At 53.8% G+C, this 16,814-nt stretch carries 18 protein-coding genes; 12 read left to right on the top strand and 6 right to left on the bottom strand.

Translation table 11 applies throughout. From position 1 onward, the window contains the following. Positions 1-3 precede the first annotated feature (3 nt). Together ACN0YD_RS04025 and ACN0YD_RS04020 are read right to left on the bottom strand one after the other, a co-directional pair. Complete coding sequence (locus ACN0YD_RS04025) at positions 4-606, bottom strand: TIGR04282 family arsenosugar biosynthesis glycosyltransferase (protein ID WP_417317360.1); 603 nt, start codon at positions 604-606, stop codon at positions 4-6. A 39-nt stretch (positions 607-645) separates the two neighbouring features. Next, positions 646-1,308 (bottom strand): TIGR04283 family arsenosugar biosynthesis glycosyltransferase, encoded by a 663-nt coding sequence (locus ACN0YD_RS04020; RefSeq protein ID WP_417317359.1) that lies wholly within the window; start codon positions 1,306-1,308, stop codon positions 646-648. A gap of 90 nt (positions 1,309-1,398) precedes the next feature. On the opposite strand from ACN0YD_RS04020, the gene ACN0YD_RS04015 reads away from it, so the two are divergent. The 4 genes from ACN0YD_RS04015 (at position 1,399) to ACN0YD_RS04000 (ending at position 6,444) form a co-directional block, all read left to right on the top strand. Next, entirely contained in the window at positions 1,399-2,502 is a 1,104-nt protein-coding gene (locus ACN0YD_RS04015) for a PA0069 family radical SAM protein (RefSeq protein WP_417317358.1), read from the top strand. A 73-nt stretch (positions 2,503-2,575) separates the two neighbouring features. Next, entirely contained in the window at positions 2,576-3,232 is a 657-nt protein-coding gene (gene rnhB / locus ACN0YD_RS04010; protein WP_417317357.1) for a ribonuclease HII, read from the top strand. A gap of 181 nt (positions 3,233-3,413) precedes the next feature. Further along, positions 3,414-4,451, top strand: coding sequence for a site-specific DNA-methyltransferase (locus tag ACN0YD_RS04005; RefSeq protein ID WP_417318842.1), 1,038 nt, complete (start codon positions 3,414-3,416; stop codon positions 4,449-4,451). Positions 4,452-4,632: 181 nt separating this feature from the next. After that, on the top strand, positions 4,633-6,444 hold the full coding sequence (locus tag ACN0YD_RS04000; protein ID WP_417317356.1) for an ATP-binding protein: 1,812 nt from the start codon (positions 4,633-4,635) through the stop codon (positions 6,442-6,444). A gap of 19 nt (positions 6,445-6,463) precedes the next feature. Here ACN0YD_RS04000 and ACN0YD_RS03995 read toward each other — a convergent pair whose 3' ends face one another. Then, a complete protein-coding gene (locus tag ACN0YD_RS03995) occupies positions 6,464-7,357 on the bottom strand; it encodes a LysR substrate-binding domain-containing protein (protein ID WP_417317355.1) in 894 nt (297 codons plus the stop codon). A 107-nt stretch (positions 7,358-7,464) separates the two neighbouring features. On the opposite strand from ACN0YD_RS03995, the gene ACN0YD_RS03990 reads away from it, so the two are divergent. The 7 genes from ACN0YD_RS03990 to ACN0YD_RS03960 all read left to right on the top strand — a co-directional run bounded on the left by ACN0YD_RS03990 (position 7,465) and on the right by ACN0YD_RS03960 (position 13,325). Then, positions 7,465-7,893: a VOC family protein gene (locus tag ACN0YD_RS03990; protein WP_417317354.1), complete on the top strand. Its 429-nt coding sequence runs from the start codon at positions 7,465-7,467 to the stop codon at positions 7,891-7,893. A gap of 16 nt (positions 7,894-7,909) precedes the next feature. Beyond that, the gene (locus ACN0YD_RS03985; RefSeq protein ID WP_417317353.1) at positions 7,910-8,833 is read left to right on the top strand and encodes a 2-hydroxyacid dehydrogenase; all 924 of its coding nucleotides are present in this window, start codon (positions 7,910-7,912) and stop codon (positions 8,831-8,833) included. 103 nt (positions 8,834-8,936) lie between these two features. Next, positions 8,937-9,500, top strand: coding sequence for an elongation factor P (efp, locus tag ACN0YD_RS03980; protein WP_417317352.1), 564 nt, complete (start codon positions 8,937-8,939; stop codon positions 9,498-9,500). Between the two features lie 24 nt (positions 9,501-9,524). After that, the gene (locus tag ACN0YD_RS03975) at positions 9,525-10,343 is read left to right on the top strand and encodes an inositol monophosphatase family protein (RefSeq protein WP_417317351.1); all 819 of its coding nucleotides are present in this window, start codon (positions 9,525-9,527) and stop codon (positions 10,341-10,343) included. 22 nt (positions 10,344-10,365) lie between these two features. Then, a complete protein-coding gene (locus tag ACN0YD_RS03970) occupies positions 10,366-10,815 on the top strand; it encodes a hypothetical protein (RefSeq protein ID WP_417317350.1) in 450 nt (149 codons plus the stop codon). 111 nt (positions 10,816-10,926) lie between these two features. Next, positions 10,927-12,228, top strand: coding sequence for a flagellar motor protein MotA (locus tag ACN0YD_RS03965; RefSeq protein ID WP_417317349.1), 1,302 nt, complete (start codon positions 10,927-10,929; stop codon positions 12,226-12,228). After that, on the top strand, positions 12,228-13,325 hold the full coding sequence (locus ACN0YD_RS03960) for a peptidoglycan -binding protein (protein ID WP_417317348.1): 1,098 nt from the start codon (positions 12,228-12,230) through the stop codon (positions 13,323-13,325). The genes ACN0YD_RS03965 and ACN0YD_RS03960 overlap by 1 nt, the downstream gene beginning before the upstream one ends. On the opposite strand, the gene ACN0YD_RS03955 is transcribed toward ACN0YD_RS03960, so the two are convergent. Continuing rightward, on the bottom strand, positions 13,311-13,904 hold the full coding sequence (locus ACN0YD_RS03955) for a PAS domain-containing protein (RefSeq protein WP_417317347.1): 594 nt from the start codon (positions 13,902-13,904) through the stop codon (positions 13,311-13,313). The two genes, ACN0YD_RS03960 and ACN0YD_RS03955, sit on opposite strands and share 15 nt — an antisense overlap. A 101-nt stretch (positions 13,905-14,005) precedes the next feature. Continuing rightward, complete coding sequence (locus tag ACN0YD_RS03950; protein ID WP_417317346.1) at positions 14,006-15,814, bottom strand: ABC transporter transmembrane domain-containing protein; 1,809 nt, start codon at positions 15,812-15,814, stop codon at positions 14,006-14,008. Positions 15,815-16,004: 190 nt separating this feature from the next. On the opposite strand from ACN0YD_RS03950, the gene rpmE reads away from it, so the two are divergent. Continuing rightward, on the top strand, positions 16,005-16,229 hold the full coding sequence (gene rpmE / locus ACN0YD_RS03945; RefSeq protein WP_417317345.1) for a 50S ribosomal protein L31: 225 nt from the start codon (positions 16,005-16,007) through the stop codon (positions 16,227-16,229). 83 nt (positions 16,230-16,312) lie between these two features. Here the strand turns inward: rpmE and ACN0YD_RS03940 are convergent, their stop codons facing one another. After that, entirely contained in the window at positions 16,313-16,786 is a 474-nt protein-coding gene (locus ACN0YD_RS03940) for a DUF1465 family protein (RefSeq protein WP_417317344.1), read from the bottom strand. Between the last annotated feature and the right edge of the window lie 28 nt (positions 16,787-16,814).

Genomic DNA, 16,814 nt, shown 5'->3' with positions numbered 1-16,814 from the left:
CCCTCAGAGCGGGCGGGGAAAACCCGCCATCTCGAAATCCGCCATCTCGTCAATATCTGCAAGTGTCCTGAGCCGCGCCACCCGGCAGGAGGGGGATATATTTGCGAGCGTATCCTTCAGCGCATGTTCCGTCGACCAGCGCACCCCGTCAAAAGGACGAAGAACACGGGGTCGTCTCCGCATCCCCACCAGCCAGTAGCCCCCGTCCTCCGCCGGACCAAATGCCATATCATGGGTCTCAAGCGCATTGAACGCCCGGCGGATATCCCTCTTGTCAATGCCGGGAATGTCGCCGCCGATAATCACCACAGGCCCGGAAGGAAGGATATCAAAGGCCCGTTGCATTCTCTGCCCCAGATTACCTTCTCCCTGCGGAAAGCAACGGGCACCGGACGGCCAGAAATTTCCCTGCCGGGTAAAACTGTCAGGGGAGATGAAAAGCTTCATATCCCAGCGGGGGTCCTGCAGCCGACGGATCAGTGAAATTGTCTGGCGCCTGTAGAAAAGCCAGGCCGGCACACGACCCAGCCCCCGGGCAAGCCGCGTCTTGACAGCGCCGACACGCGGCGCCTTCAAAAACAACACAAGCTGACGGCTGGTCCGCACTTACAGTTTCCTCCTCATCACATTTTTAATGAGCACTATTCACCCGTACAGTTTCTTTATGCGCTCCAGCGGCATACCGAGAAAATAAAGCGTCAGGCATAAGGCATTTCTCATCATGCGTCTGAAATAACCGTTTTTCTGATAGCGTATCGCCGATGTGGTCAGCACCGCAGAAGAAAAGACTATCCTTTTGCGTCCCAGTCGCCTCACCAGGTCCACATCCTCCATCAACACCATGGAAGAAAAACCGCCTACCTGATCATAAAGGGTACGGGAAATGAATAATCCCTGGTCGCCGTATGGCAAAGCCAGCAGGCGACAGCGCCAGCGGACGATAGCTTCCAGCAGTCTCGCCATCAGGCTGTCATCATCAAGCCTGAGGCTGAAAACCAGGGCCTTGTCCGGGTTCTGCGTCCTGTGACGGTCCAAGACCGGCCGCCAGTCCAGCGGCAGCCTGCAATCCGCATGCAGGAACAACAGCCAGTCACCGGTGGTCTTTTCCGCCCCGAGAGCGAGCTGGCCGCCCCGACCCAGTGACGTGACATAAAGGTCTGCCCCCGCCTGCCGCGCCACATCGCCTGTGCCGTCAACGGACCCGCCGTCCATGACAATCACTTCGCAATCCGCAAACATCTCCGGCTCACCCAAAAGTGTCCGAAGATTTTGTTCTTCATTCAGCGTGGGAATAATGAGGCTGATCATGGAAAGATCATGCCCGCCGTCACTTACCCTGCCAAGAGAAAAGATAAAATAAATGTTCCTGTTTTGTTCTTTTTCAGATATAGTTTTCACATGACTCGGCCCTTCACAGAAAATGACGTTATCCCCCCCGACCACCGGCGCGGCCGCGGCGCCCGCAGCCGGGAAAGCGGTCGTTTTGAAAACCAGAAACGGGAACGCATGGATGATGGCTGGAACAATCTGGAAATGGATGAGGAGCAGACCCGCACTTTCCTGATCCCCGATAAATCCAAAACGGTTATCTCTCGAAATAATTCTCCGGACATCCCGTTTCGTCAGGGGCTCAACCCTTACCGGGGATGTGAACATGGCTGCATTTACTGTTACGCCCGGCCGAGCCACACTTATCTGGGTTTTTCCGCCGGGCTCGACTTTGAAAGCAGGCTCATGGTCAAATATGATGCGGCCAAAGTTCTGGAACAGGAATTCCGCCATAGAAATTATAAACCAGAAATCATCGCACTTGGCAGCAACACCGATGTCTATCAGCCCATAGAGAAAAAACTGCGTATCACCCGGCATATCCTGAAGACATTCGATAAATTCAGCCACCCGCTGGGCATTGTCACCAAATCCGCCCTGATCTCCCGGGATATTGATATCCTGAAACGGCTCGCCCGTAAAAGACTGGTCCGTGTTTTCATCTCGGTCACTACCCTGGATTATCGCCTCGCCCGGGCCATGGAACCCAGGGCCAGCACACCGCAAAGGCGTTTGGACACCATCAGAGAACTTTCAACGGCGGGAATACCCGTCGGCGTGATGGTTGCCCCGATTGTACCCTCCCTCACCGATCACGAACTGGAAAATATCCTGGCCGCCGCCCGCGAAGCCGGTGCCCGCAATGCAGGCTATGTCATGCTTAGACTGCCCCTGGAAATCAAAAAGCTGTTCCGGGAATGGCTGGAGGAGGAAGCCCCGGACCGGGCACAAAGGATCATCCATCACCTTCAGGACATGCACGGCGGCAAGGACTATTCCCCCGAATTTGGTCGCCGCATGCGGGGCAGTGGCCCCTATGCGGATCTGATCGCACAAAGGTTCAAGAAAAGCTGCTTCCGTCTCGGTCTCAATCAGAGAACAGCGGAAGATGAACTGACCCTGGATATGTTTCAGGTGCCTCTTGATGACGGTAACCAGATGTCTCTTTTCTGAGCCCCCCTCAGGCATTGCCTTGACACAAATGATCATCCTCCTTTAATCCTGTCATAGGCAAGGGGACGATAATATGTCAGGCAATCACCAAAGCGAACTTTTTGATAGAAGACCGGCCCGCCCGGACTTCAGCCTTGAACAGAATATCGAGGGCATCGTTTGTGGTGTGGATGAAGTGGGCCGCGGGCCACTGGCCGGCCCGGTTGTCGCCGCCGCCGTAATTCTGGACCCGGACAATATTCCGGACGGACTGAATGATTCAAAGAAGCTGAGCGCCAAAAAACGTGAACAGCTGTATGAGAAAATTCTGGTAAGTGCCTGTTTTTCCTTCGGAGAAGCCAGCGTCGAGGAAATTGACGAGCTAAATATCCTGCGCGCCAGCCTTCTGGCCATGCAGAGAGCCGTCGCCGGCCTGCCCCGAAAACCGGATCATGCCCTGGTCGACGGCAACCAGATACCGGACCTGATTTGTCCCGCGTCGTGTGTCATAAAAGGCGACGGCAGATCATTTTCCATCGCCGCGGCCTCCATAATCGCAAAAGTAAAACGAGATTTTTTCATGAAAAATCTGGCCGAAATTCACCCGGAATACGGTTGGGAGCGGAACGCAGGATATGGTACCCGGCAACATATGGAAGCACTAAAGCTTGTGGGCGCGAGTCCATTTCATCGCAAATCCTTCGCGCCAATTCGTGACCTAATGACTCAAGAGTCAGGTATAACTAACTGATTCAAAATAAAAAAAATACTTGACGCGATTCGCCTTTTGACTCAGACTGCGGGTCATGAGCAAGAAAACGAACATAAAAAATAAATCCATCAGCACCCGCCAGAGCAAGGCCGGCGGAGCAGAGGGGACCTACACCGAACTTCCCCTGGACCAGATCCTTCAGGGGAACTGCATCGAACTTATGAACCGGCTGCCGGAAAAGTCAGTAGATGTGATTTTTGCCGATCCGCCCTATAACATGCAGCTCAAGGGAGAGCTCCATCGTCCTGACAACAGTCATGTGGATGCGGTCAACGATCACTGGGACAAGTTTGACAATTTTGCCAGCTATGATGACTTCTCCCGGGCCTGGCTGACAGCCGCCCGCCGCGTCCTCAAGGACAATGGCACCATCTGGGTCATTGGCAGCTATCACAATATTTACCGTGTTGGCGCCACACTTCAGGATATCGGTTACTGGGTACTGAATGACATTGTCTGGCGCAAAACCAATCCCATGCCCAATTTCCGCGGCACACGGTTTACCAACGCCCATGAAACCCTGTTGTGGTGCAACAAGGGCGAAAAATACAACAAATATACGTTCAACTATGACGCCATGAAAGCTCTGAACGAAGATGTCCAGATGCGGTCCGACTGGACCCTGCCGATCTGTTCCGGAAAGGAACGCCTGAAGGTCAATGGTCACAAGGGGCATTCAACACAAAAGCCGGAATCCCTGCTGTATCGCGTGTTGCTTGCTTCCACCAACAAGGGGGATGTGGTCCTTGATCCTTTCTTCGGCTCGGGCACTACCGGCGCCGTAGCGAAAAAGATGGGCCGTCATTTCATCGGCCTTGAAAAAGAAGAAAAATATATTCGCCTGGCCACCGACCGCATCAAAGCCATTGATGAACTGGAAGAAGAGGCGCTGGAAATCACACCGGCCAAACGGGCCCAGCCCCGTGTTCCCTTCGGTACACTTGTCGAACGCGGCATGATTGCCCCCGGTACCCTGCTTTATGGACCGAAAGCGTCCAATGGCAAACAGCATATTGCCAAGGTGCGGGCGGACGGCACACTGATCAGCAACAATTCCAAAGGATCCATCCATCAGGTCGGCGCAGAGCTTCAGGGCGCACCGTCCTGTAACGGCTGGACCTACTGGCATCTGCAAGTGAAAGAACAACTGGTTTCCATCGATATTCTGAGACAACAGATACGACAGGAGCTGCACTAGAATAATAACAACTATAATCTCCGGTAAAAACTAGCTCGCCGCCTGCCCGACGGCGAGCTATTTTATTTCCTGGAAATTCAGCTAAATTACTCCCAATATTAATTTTTTTTAATACATATTTAAGAACAGTTACTCTATTCTGACGCCACAAGAGTATAGTTTATGCAACCCCGGGCACTATATGCATAATAGAGATGAGGACAAACTGAAGTATATCAATTGGTTGGGCGAATTCACTTCCACTAAGATGGAAAGGGAGTTCATTACCAGTCAATGGCAAAATCTTGTAAAAAATTACCGTTATTTCACCTATACTTTCACCGTTATATTTTTTACGGCGATCTTCTTCAGCCTCGCCAAGGCGGAATACAATACACAGACCTATTTCAATCTTTCCGCAAGAATACTGAGCATCCTGCCACTCTATGCCACCATGGTTTTCTTCATGAACAAGGCTCGGCCGGACGTATTTTTTGCGGCCAGCTTCGTCTCCCTGCTAAACCTGACGGCCATTTTTCTACTGTCCATTGGCGTTTTTGTCAGTGACAACTGGGTTAATTTTGCAGGCGCCTTTGTGTTGACCACCATCGCCTATACCACCTACCCCATGTCCAACCTGCAGAGAATAATCTATGGCTGCAGCCTTGCCGTGGGGCTCCAGACGGTCAACCTGTTGAGGTTTTCGCCTGAAGCCGCCAATTTTTTCATGCAGAGCGCCATGCTGTTCTCGGCCAATATTTTCGGTTTCTGGCAGATGCACAATACCAGCATCCTGACCCGCAATACCTATCTCAGCCTGCAGCGGGAAAAGGATCTCAACCGCAAGCTGGAACAGGAACTTATTCAACGCAAGAAAGCCGAGGAAGCAAGTCGCCAGAACGAGGAGCTGTTCCGGTCGCTGTTCACCGCAACCATGTATCCGCTGGCCATGATTAAAACCGGCTCGCCGGAACTGATTACAGCCAATACGGCCTTTTACGAATTATTCTCCCTGCCGTCGCGCAGCCGGGGTAACGAGAATTTTCTCGAACGATTTGAAAAACCGGACAACTTCCTGTCCATGATGCGGAAGGCTGCCAAGTCGGCCACCTATACCATGGACACAGCAAAGCTTCATCACAGTGAAAACGGAACCCGTATTGTCGAGATCTGCATGGTGCCGGTTCGTATTAACGACATGCGCTTCCTGCTTGTCGGTATTTCAGATATTACCCTGCGCAAGCAGGAAGAAGACATCCTGCGTAATGTTACCGAAGACGCCATCAGCGCCAACCTGGCCAAAACGGAATTCCTGGCCAACATGAGCCATGAACTCAGAACGCCACTCAATGCCATTCTGGGCTTTACAGAAATCATGGAACAGGAATTGCTCGGCCCGCTGGGCAATGACCAGTATAAATCCTATCTTCAGGATATTCACACCAGCGGCCGGCATCTCATGGAACTGATCAGTGAAATTCTTGACGTGGCCAAGATTGAATCCGGCAAGTTTGCCCTGTCCCGGGACGAAATCACCCTGGGTGAACTTGTTGAAAATGTGCTGAGCATGCTGAATACCCGCCACACGGAAACCAGCATCTCCATCTCCTCGAAAATCCATGATCCTGCACTGTTGCTGGATGTGGATATTCTGAGAATCCGCCAGGTTATTCTCAATCTGCTGGGCAATGCCATCAAGTTTTCCCACGATAGCGAAGAGATCGTACTATCCACCTGTTATCGAGACAACAAGCTTCTCCTCCAGGTCACCGACCACGGCATCGGCATCGCTCCGGAAGATGTGGATCGGGTCTTTGATCCCTTTACCCAGGTAGAGAGTTCCTACAACCGCAAACGAGATGGCGTCGGCCTTGGGCTTGCGCTGAGCCGAAAGCTGGTGGAGGCCCATGACGGCAGTCTTACTCTTGAAAGCGTTCTGCACCGGGGTACAACCGTGACCATGGCGCTGCCGGAGAGCTGTATCGTGACAGCAAAAATCCGCCAGATTTCCTGATCCTCTCCCATGGCTCCGGCTATTTCTCCGAAACCTGTTTTCCGATCCAGTCACAGAAGGCCCGCACGCCAGGATCAAATTTTCTGTATCCCTGATATAACAGCGCATATTCAAAACCGGAAAAATACTGCACACCAAACGGATTGAACAGCCTCCCCTCGTCCAGGTCCTTCTGCACCATGAAATCCGGCACAAGAGCCAGGCCCAGGTTGTTCCGCACCCCTTCGACAATCATGAAAAAATGCTCGAATCCGAGTGCCGGGGCCACTGTGGCCGCCCCCATTCCCAGGGACTTCTGCCATTTCTGCAAGAGCCCCGGGCGGGATATATGCTCCAGATATCGGGCATTCTCAAGCGCCCCGGGTCCGTCATATCCCTCCATCTGCCGGATATATTCCGGCCCGGAAATCAGGAGCAGCCTTTCCTCAAACAATATCTGTTTTTCCAGACCGGACGACCATCTGTCCTGGCAGCGGATAAAAATATCCGCCTCTATGGCGCTGCTCTTTTCCACTGGACCGTCGCCGGTACTCAACTGCAGCCTGGTGGCCGGATGGCGCCCGGCAAAACTTTCCAGACGGGGGATCAGCCAGCTGCTGCTGAATGAGGGCAGGATGTTGACATGCAGAATGCCAGCGGCATCCTTTTCCCTGGTTAGAAAAGTTACCGTTTCGATAGTTTCCAGGGCCAGGGAAATCTGGGGAAAATAACTCCGTCCCCGATCGCTCAATACAAGACCCTGCCGGCTCCGGTCAATCAGGGTGCACCCCAGATAGTCTTCCAGCAGGGCAATCTGCTTGCTGACGGCCCCCTGGGTGACACCCAGTTCCTCCGCCGCAGCTGTAAAGCTGCCGAGGCGGGCGACCACTTCAAAATGTCGCAGGGCATTCAGTGGTGGAAGTTGACGTTTCATTTTATATATTACTTTTTCTCATGTAATAATACTATTACTCGTTTGCGCTGCTCCCGGCAATGATTTTAGGATAGGGGCAACTTTGACGATATCAGGGGAGAGAACCCATGACTGTTCATCCGTTTCATCTTGCCTTCCCGGTCACCGATCTGGAAAAAACCAGGGAGTTCTACGTCTCCGTACTGGGTGCCGGAACCGGGCGCGAAGCGCCGCGCTGGATTGATTTCAACTTGTTCGGCCATCAGATCTCTGCCCATCTGATTGATGAAATGGACAAGGTGCCCACCAACCCGGTGGACGGACACAACATTCCAGCCCGACATTTCGGCGTGATCCTGAACCGCCGGGAATGGGATGCCCTGGCGGACAGGCTTCGGGCGCACGGGACCAGGTTCATTGTCGAGCCTTACGTGCGCTTTGAAGGGAAAACCGGGGAACAGGCGACGATGTTTTTCCAGGACCCCAGCGGCAATTATCTTGAATTCAAAGCCTTTGCGGATCATAAAGATATCTTCGATCCGGATTATAAAGACTGAATTCTGAAGTGCGACCATGTCCATATTGCTTATCCTTTCCGAAACGCAGGCTGAAAAAATCAGGGGCCTTCTGCAAAAAGAAATCCCGGAGGAAAAGATTTTCATCTGGCCGGAGACAGGCCCGGCAAAGGATGTTGAGATCGTGGTTAGCTGGGGCCATTCCCCCGGTATTTTCAGGACTTTTCCCAATTTGAAACTTATCGCTTCTTTCGGGGCGGGTGTGGATCACATTCTTTCCGATCCGGATCTTCCTGAAGATGTCCCCATCTGCCGCTTTGTCGCCGACAGCCTGTCCCGGCAGATGGCCGACTATGTGACAGGCGCCATCCTCGCTTACCGGTTGCGTCTGGTGGATTACCGGGAATATCAGGCGGCCGGAAGCTGGACACCGCATGCGCCACGGCCAGGGAACCGGGTCACCGTGCTGGGGCTTGGTGAACTTGGCCGCTGTACGGTAGAACAGTTGCAGGCTATGGGGTTTGCGACAAGCGGCTGGAGCCGCACCCGCAAGTCACTGGACAACTGCGCCTGCCATGCCGGGCGCAAGGAACTGGGCGCGGCCGTAATGGATGCTGACTATGTGGTCTGCCTGTTGCCGCTAACTTCAGAAACACAGGGCATTCTGAACCGGGACCTGTTCAACATGATGAAGGAAGGCGCCTACCTGATCAATGCGGCGCGGGGTGATCATCTCGTGGTCGATGACCTGCTGGATGCCCTGTATCAGGGACATGTGGCCGGTGCGTGCCTGGATGTCTTCGAACAGGAGCCCCTGCCCCAGGACAGCCCCCTCTGGCGCCACCCCAGAATTCTTGTCACACCTCATGTCGCCAGTGTCAGCCGCAGCCGGGACCTGACGGATTATATTCTTGAAAATTATCGCGCCCTTCGCGCCGGCCTCCCCCCGGTCAATCCGGTAGACACCGCCCTCGGCTACTAGGACCGTAAATTCTGCGTTTTTGCCGTCAATTTGCGTTGCACGGAAGCCGCCAACCTGATAGGTTGCGCGCCAAACAGCATTGTTCTTTTAAAAGGTCAGCATCATGAAGATAGATGGAAACTCCATTCGTCCGGGAAACGTTATTGAACATCAGGGCGGCCTCTGGGTTGCAGTAAAAATCCAGCACACCCAGCCCGGCAAGGGCGGTGCCTATCTGCAGGTTGAACTGAAAAACCTGAAAGACGGCCGCAAACTTAACGAACGCTTTCGCTCCTCTGAAAAAGTCGAACGGGTCCGCCTGGAACAGAAAGACCATACTTTCCTGTTCGAAGCAGACGACATGTATACCTTCATGGATACTGAAACCTACGAGCAGGTCGAAATCAGCGGCGAACTGATCGGCGATCAGAAAGTCTATCTCCAGGACGGTATGGAAGTGGTGATCGAAAGCTACGAAGGCGCCCCGCTCGGTGTGCAGCTCCCCCAGACGGTTGAGCTTGAGGTGGCCGAAACCGAGCCCGTCGTCAAGGGCCAGACCGCGGCCTCTTCCAACAAACCGGCCATTATGGAAAACGGTGTCCGGGTCATGGTGCCGCCTTTTATCAGCCAGGGCGATCGCATTGTTGTCTATACCGAAGACAGCACCTACGCGGAACGCGCCAAGTAACTCCCTTAATCAAAGGAAACCATCATGGCGCTTCAGTCAGCCATCATCAATGTCATGCAGAAAGCCGCTGAAAAAGCCGGCCGCAAGCTGGCCAGGGACTTCGGTGAAGTAGAACAGCTGCAGGTTTCCCGCAAGGGCCCAGCCGACTTTGTTTCCGCCGCCGACACCCGGGCAGAAAAAATCATTTTCGAGGAACTTTCGAAAGCCCGCCCCGACTTCGGGTTTCTGCTCGAGGAAAACGGCGAGGTCAAAGGCCGGGATGAAACCTCCCGCTGGATCGTTGACCCGCTGGACGGCACCACCAATTTTCTGCACGGTATTCCCCATTTCTGCATCTCCATTGCCCTGGAACAGAATGGCGAGATTACGGCCGCTCTCGTCTATCAACCACTGACAGACGAGATATTCTGGGCGGAAAAGGGTCGTGGCGCCTATCTGGGCAACCGCCGGCTGAGGGTCTCGGCCCGCAAAAATATGGCCGACAGTCTGCTGGCCACCGGCATCCCCTTCAAGGGCCGCGCCGGACATGCGGAATTCATCTCTGCACTTGAGACAGTCATGCCGGAAGTGGCCGGCGTGCGCCGGTTCGGCTCCGCTGCCCTGGATCTGGCCTGGGTCGCCGCCGGTCGCTATGACGGCTTCTGGGAAACCAATCTGCAAATGTGGGATGTGGCAGCAGGAATTCTGCTGGTTACAGAAGCTGCTGGCACAGTGACCACATTTGATGGTAAGAAGGATAGGCTCGACGGGAAAGAAATTCTCGCGACCAACAGCACCCTGCACGGACCGGTGACCCGGCTTCTGGCAACGGCGCGCAAAAAAGTCAGGAAAACAGAGAGCTGAGTTAAAAGGGGAAGAGGCAAAAATGATCAGACTGTCCATTACAACAGCGATGTGGCTTGGACTGACCTCGACTTCTTTTGCTGCAGACCTTCCCGACACCCAGAGTGAACGTCTTTTCCTCAATGCAGCAAGCCTGACCGATTTGAAACCGTTGCAATTCCGCTTCCACAAGGGACAGCTACAGCTTGGCAACAACAGCCGGGAGCAGCTTAAGGAATGGGCGGACCAGATCAGAAAGTACAGTTTTCCCATCCATATCTACAGCTATGCCGCCACCCCCGAACACCTGCGCGATATGAACGAGGCCCGGGCGAAACACGAATCCGTGCGGGTTGCCTTCAACAGAGGACTTCTGGCACGGGCACTTCTGGAACAGGCCGGTATCGATAGCCAGCGCATCAGGCTGCATGCCATCGGTTCCGGCAAACTCCATTCAGACGAAAACCTCGAGATCACCATCCGCCTGAACTAACCCGCAACCACCATGTCATAATCTTGCCCAACTAAAACTTAGACTCTTTGCTAGCGCCCTGATAACATTGCGATAAATTTGCAGGCGATAAAAACGAGGACAAGGCTGAAAATGATACGCCCCACCAAGTACCTGAATACTATCATTCTTTTTCTGACGGCAGTCATTGTGCTTGTCGCAGTCCTTTTCCCCTCCATGGAAGAGGCATTCCTTGCCAATTACATGCTGAACGGCGTGATCGTCACAGTGTTGGTGATCGGCATCCTCTTTTCCATTGCCCAGGTTAGAAAGATCTCCACCGCCGTAAACTGGATCCAGGCGTTCCAGAAACATGACGATCCGGATACGCTGCCCCAACCACCAGCCATGCTGGCGCCAATGGCCGCCATGATGGAGGAGGATCAGAGAAGAAAATCCCTGTCCGCCCTGTCCCTGCGCACCATTCTCGACGGCATTGCCGGCCGCATGGATGAAAGCCGGGAGACCACCCGCTATTTGATCGGCCTGCTGATTTTCCTCGGTCTTCTGGGAACCTTCTGGGGCCTGCTCGGCACGATCGGATCTATTAAGGACACCATTGACAGCCTGACCGTGGGATCAGGCGATATTACTCATCTGTTCGAGGACCTGAAACAGGGCCTGGCCGCCCCCCTCGGCGGCATGGGCACCGCCTTCAGTTCTTCCCTGTTTGGTCTTGCCGGCTCCGTGATTCTGGGCTTTATTGACCTGCAGACGGGCCAGGCCCAGCGCAGCTTCTTCAACGGCCTGGAAGACTGGCTTTCCGGCATTACCAAACTGTCCCGCGGCGGCGGCATTGTCAGCGAAGCCGGCGACGGGTCCGTTCCTGCCTACGTCAGCGCCCTGCTGGAACAGACTGCCGACAGCCTCGACAACCTGCACAAGGTCATCAGCCGCAGCGAAGAAAAACGCATGGAGGTCAATACGGCTCTGATCAGTCTTTCCGAACAGATCGCCGGCATGTCCGACAGCAATAGCGAAGTGAACAGCGTCCTGAAGAAACTGATAGAAGTGATTGCCCTGCAGCAGAGCGGCGAACGGGACAAAACCGACACCACGCACCTGAGAAATATCGACGTGCAGATGAAGCACCTGCTGGAAGAAACGGTCAAGGGCCAGAACCAGTTTACCGACGACCTGAGGGCCGAATTCAAACTTCTCGCCCGTACCCTGGGCGCCTTCATGGATGGTCGCGAACCCCCTGCTGTCGAGCGTGGGCGACCCGCCCCGAGAAAAGCCCCCGAAGCTTCAGCGCCCGCGCCAAAGACAGAGCCCGAGGCTCCCGAGACACCGACAGGTGCGCTGGACTATGACATGCCGGAACCCAATCCCAAGGCCAAAAAGACGCCGGTTCTCACCCCCAAGCCGCTGACCGCCAAAAGGGACGAGGACTGATGGCCCTGCTCAGGACACAAAGGCGTCCGGGCAGCGGCAATGACAATACATGGCCCGGCTTTGTCGACGCCCTCAGCACTCTGCTGCTGGTCATTATTTTTCTGCTTTCGGTCTTCATGCTGGCCCAGTTTTTTCTGGGGCAAGCCCTGTCCGGCCGGGATGACGCCCTGGAAAGGCTGAACCTGCAGGTCCAGGAACTGGCTGACCTTCTGGCCCTGGAACGACAATCCAACCGGGACCTGAAAGCCAACATCACACAGCTCTCCGCCTCCCTTCAGGACTCCAACCTGTCGCGAGAACAGATGTCCTCCCGCATCGAGGAACTGGAGGCCGATCTGGCTGATGCCACAAACCTGGGGCAGCGCGCCAGCCAGTCCAGCTCGGAACAGCTGAAAACCATTCAGGACCTGGAGAACCGTTACCGGGACAGCAACTCCGCCCTCGCCCGGGAGAAGGAACTGTCCCAGGCCGCGCGCCGGGAAGTTGAAATACTGAACCGGCAGCTGGCCGCCTTGAGACAACAACTTGCGGCCCTGCAGACAGCGCTGGAAGCGTCGGAAGCCAGGGACAAGGAGCAACTGGCCACTATCAAGAACCTGAGTTCGCGGCTGAATGCGGCCCTGGCCTCCAAGGTTCAGGAACTGAGCCAGTATCGATCGGAATTTTTCGGACGCCTGAAACAGGTCCTGGGCCAGCGGTCTGACATTCGAATTCAGGGGGATCGCTTCATTTTCCCCTCTTCCGTCCTCTTTGCTTCAGGCTCGGATACCCTCGGTGAGGCCGGTCGGCGGGAAATGGCCAAGCTGGCTCAGACGCTAAAGGAAATTTCCGCAAATATTCCGCAGGAAATTGACTGGATATTGCGTGTTGACGGCCATACCGACAAGCTGCCGATCCGGACGGAACGCTTCCCGTCCAACTGGGATCTTTCAGCGGCCCGCGCCCTGTCCGTGGTGAAATATCTGATCAGCCAGGGCATCCCCGCTGAGCGACTTGCCGCCACCGGTTTCGGTCAGTTCCATCCTCTCAATGAGGCGGATACGGAAGAAGCCTACGAGCAGAACCGGCGGATTGAGATGCGGCTAACGCAACAATAGTTTGTGGAATAACCCTTTTTTTTCATCGGATAGAAATCGGGTCTTTTCAAGTTGTTTCTCCAGATCGATGTCGGGAGTACCACATCCAAGGTCAATCATAATTATCTGGTTTATGCCCAGATGAACAAAGTCCGGGTATTTACTATCATACCCTGCCGACGCCAAATGCTGGCGGTAAACCAAAATCTGGTTATCGTTTCTGCCTTCGACATCAAGCGGAAGAAAGAGTAACGCCGCTTCAACCAAAAGTCCTGAGCGTTTTCGTTCGACAGAAATTGTCTGAAGTCCACACGGAAAGTTAAAGATTGTCCTGAAATAAGCCTTGGCAAAACCCGTTACGGACGGCAACCCCTTGCTCAAAAGCTTGTGTCCGGAAAAATCCACACCGATCTCTTCAATGATATCGCTCCCAAGCACACGCAGATATAATTCGTCACCTTCCCAGTCAAAAATCCCGATTTCCCCCAACTGCGCAGATAATGCTGCCGGATCAAAATCCTTTTTGTTCGGGATGATGTTATTACCACAAATACTGAGCCAATATTCCCAGACATCCTGAAATTCATGCGTGAAAAACAATATGACGTCCCTTCACCGTCCCCGTCTTATAAGAATACACTGATATTAATAGTTCCGCAATATCAACTCATTTTCGGAGAGATTTACCTCTCTAAAACAATCTAGGCCGGTTCACGCATATCGGCAAATTGAAGTTCCGCCAGGCGGGCATAAAGTCCGCCTTTCTGGCTTAGTTCCTGATGGGTGCCGATATCGACGATGCGTCCTTGATCCATAACCACGATCCGGTCTGCCTGCAATACAGTGGCCAAACGGTGAGCGATGACCAGCGTGGTCCGGCCTTCCATCAGACGGTCCAGCGCAGTCTGGACAAGTTTCTCGCTTTCCGCATCCAGGGCCGAGGTGGCCTCGTCCAGAAGCAGGATCGGCGCATCCCTGAGAATGGCCCGGGCGATGGCCACACGCTGCTTCTGACCGCCCGACAGGCGGGTGCCACGCTCACCGAGATAGGTGTTCATACCGTCCGGCAGACGGTTGATAAATTCGTCGGCCTGGGCAGCCCGGGCAGCCTCGCGAACCATGTCTTCCGTGGCGTCGATGCGGCCGTAGCGAATATTTTCCTCGATGCTTGCTGCAAAAATCACACTTTCCTGATGCACAACAGACATCTGACGGCGAATTTCTTCCGGATCTGCCTGATTAAGCGGCACCCCGTCAATCAGGATTTCTCCGGACAGAGGATCATAAAATCTCTGCAGCAACTGGAATACGGTGGACTTTCCGGCGCCTGAGGGCCCGACAACCGCTACAGTTTCCCCTTTCGCCACCGTCAGGGAAAAATCCTGCAGAGTATTCATATCCGGTTGTGAGGGGTAAGCAAACACCACATTGCGGAACTCAATATTGCCGTCCACCGGACTGGACAGAGGCACAGGGTTTTCCGGGGCACGGATATCAGGCTCGGTGGAAATGATTTCCATACAGCGGCTTGCCGCCCCAGCCGCACGCTGCAACTCGCCATAAACCTCGGACAGAGACCCTACGGCCCCGGCAACCAATACCGCATAAATGAGAAAGGCGGTGAGTTCACCACCGCTCATGAGGCCGGTCGCTACATCGGATGCCCCAACCCAGAGTACAAGATCAACAGCTCCAAAGACCATCAGGATGACAACGGCCGTCAGCCAGGCGCGGACCCGGGTCCGCTTGACCGCCACACCAAAAGCATGTTCCACAAAATCGGCAAATTTAGACTGTTCAAATTTTTCCCGCGTATATGATTGAACCGTCTGGACAGCCCCCACCGTTTCATTGGCGGAAGCACTGGCATCCGCGATGCGGTCCTGGGACTGTTTGGACAGGCTTTTCACCTTGCGGCCCAGAAAAATAATCGGGAAGACAACCACCGGTACGGCAACCAGAACCACCAGCAGGAGCTTGGCGCTGGTAATCGCCATGAACACCAATCCGCCCAGGAATGTTAGAATATTCCTGAGCGCTACAGAAGCTGAAGACCCGACCACGGACTGGATCACAGTTGTATCTGTCGTCAGGCGGGATATGATATCTCCGGACCGGTTATTTTCAAAGAATGTAGGACTTAAGGTCACGACACGGTCAAAGACTGCTTTTCGAATATCGGCAACGACTCGCTCACCAAGCCAGGTCACCATGTAATAACGGCAGAAAGTTGCAGCAGCCAGAAGAATGGCAACGCCGAGAAGGCCGAAAAAATAGACGTTAATCAGGGCAAGGTTTTCACTGGAAAAACCCATATCGACAATGCGCCTGACTGCTTGAGGAATAGCCAGGGTGGCCCCAGCCGCAATTACCAGGGCAATGAGCGCCAGTATAATTGTTCCCTGATAGCGAGACATGAAAGACCATAACAGTCTGATCTCCTTGACATTCTTCTTTTCAGGTTCAAATTCGTCGCGGGCCGGACTAACACCCGGGTTTCCTCTTGCCATATCGTACAAATACCCTGTAATGATCTTCTGGATAAGGATATAGCAGGGCAGAAGCAGGCTTACAACGCCAACAATTCACATTATTTAAGCAAACCCGCCATATTTTTATGTTTTAAGCGTATTCGGGCTTGCCTTGGGGCGGCGACTTGTTTATACAGGCGCAAATTATTTTCGCGGAGAGATTAAAGCGATGAAAAACGACATTCATCCCGACTATCATACCATCAAAGTGGTTATGACTGACGGCACCACATATGAGACACGCTCCACATGGGGCAGTGAAGGCGACACCCTTACTCTCGAGGTTGATCCGAAATCCCATCCGGCATGGGTTGGCGGCACTCAGAAAGTATCTGAAAAAGGCCGCGTGGCTGCTTTCAACAAACGTTTTGGAAACTTCAAACTCAACAAATAATAAAGAGTTTGCAGCAAAATTACAAAGGCGCCTCACGGCGCCTTTTCTATTTTCGGTCATGTAATTAGGGATTGCTGCCCGCCTCAGTCCGGATTGCGAATTTTATCAAGAAGATTGTGCACAGGGTTGTCGGTCACTTCCCCACCGCTGAGCATCATCTCCATCCGTTCGACCCGGCGGTAGAGATCCTGGGTACGTTCGAGATAAGCCCTGAATTCTTCGGGGAGATTGTCGAGAATTCCCTCGTCCGACGCGAGACAGGTATCCCGGTTGTTCAGCCGGTATTTGTTGTCCATGGCCTCTTCGGCGGACAATTCGCCGGCGACAACGCCTTTCTGGACCAGAAGCCAGGAAACGGACTGCATCAGGCAGGTTGTCATTCGCATGCTTTCGCTGGCAAAGCCCACCTTTTTCCCGAGCTCAGGAACCGGTATTTTTCCCTTTTGATTTTCCATATATTCGGCGACGGAAACTGTCAGTTCCAGAGCTTCCCGGTAGGATTTTTCCAGAAAACGGGGCTCGAGATGACCTTCGCTGGTCACCAGTCGGTTTTTCATTTTTTTCTCCGGCATGCTTCTTTATGTC

This window comes from Emcibacter sp., from assembly GCF_048269205.1.
Lineage (GTDB): Bacteria > Pseudomonadota > Alphaproteobacteria > Sphingomonadales > Emcibacteraceae > Emcibacter.
This window is presented reverse-complemented; position numbering and strand designations above follow the sequence as displayed.

Coding starts and splice junctions, on each gene's coding strand:
- ACN0YD_RS04020 (WP_417317359.1), bottom strand. CDS start 1,308: ATGATCAGCCTCATTATTCCCACGCTGAATGAAGAACAAAATCTTCGG.
- ACN0YD_RS04015 (WP_417317358.1), top strand. CDS start 1,399: ATGACTCGGCCCTTCACAGAAAATGACGTTATCCCCCCCGACCACCGG.
- rnhB (WP_417317357.1), top strand. CDS start 2,576: ATGTCAGGCAATCACCAAAGCGAACTTTTTGATAGAAGACCGGCCCGC.
- ACN0YD_RS04005 (WP_417318842.1), top strand. CDS start 3,414: ATGAACCGGCTGCCGGAAAAGTCAGTAGATGTGATTTTTGCCGATCCG.
- ACN0YD_RS04000 (WP_417317356.1), top strand. CDS start 4,633: ATGCATAATAGAGATGAGGACAAACTGAAGTATATCAATTGGTTGGGC.
- ACN0YD_RS03995 (WP_417317355.1), bottom strand. CDS start 7,357: ATGAAACGTCAACTTCCACCACTGAATGCCCTGCGACATTTTGAAGTG.
- ACN0YD_RS03990 (WP_417317354.1), top strand. CDS start 7,465: ATGACTGTTCATCCGTTTCATCTTGCCTTCCCGGTCACCGATCTGGAA.
- ACN0YD_RS03985 (WP_417317353.1), top strand. CDS start 7,910: ATGTCCATATTGCTTATCCTTTCCGAAACGCAGGCTGAAAAAATCAGG.
- efp (WP_417317352.1), top strand. CDS start 8,937: ATGAAGATAGATGGAAACTCCATTCGTCCGGGAAACGTTATTGAACAT.
- ACN0YD_RS03975 (WP_417317351.1), top strand. CDS start 9,525: ATGGCGCTTCAGTCAGCCATCATCAATGTCATGCAGAAAGCCGCTGAA.
- ACN0YD_RS03970 (WP_417317350.1), top strand. CDS start 10,366: ATGATCAGACTGTCCATTACAACAGCGATGTGGCTTGGACTGACCTCG.
- ACN0YD_RS03965 (WP_417317349.1), top strand. CDS start 10,927: ATGATACGCCCCACCAAGTACCTGAATACTATCATTCTTTTTCTGACG.
- ACN0YD_RS03960 (WP_417317348.1), top strand. CDS start 12,228: ATGGCCCTGCTCAGGACACAAAGGCGTCCGGGCAGCGGCAATGACAAT.
- ACN0YD_RS03950 (WP_417317346.1), bottom strand. CDS start 15,814: ATGGCAAGAGGAAACCCGGGTGTTAGTCCGGCCCGCGACGAATTTGAA.
- rpmE (WP_417317345.1), top strand. CDS start 16,005: ATGAAAAACGACATTCATCCCGACTATCATACCATCAAAGTGGTTATG.
- ACN0YD_RS03940 (WP_417317344.1), bottom strand. CDS start 16,786: ATGAAAAACCGACTGGTGACCAGCGAAGGTCATCTCGAGCCCCGTTTT.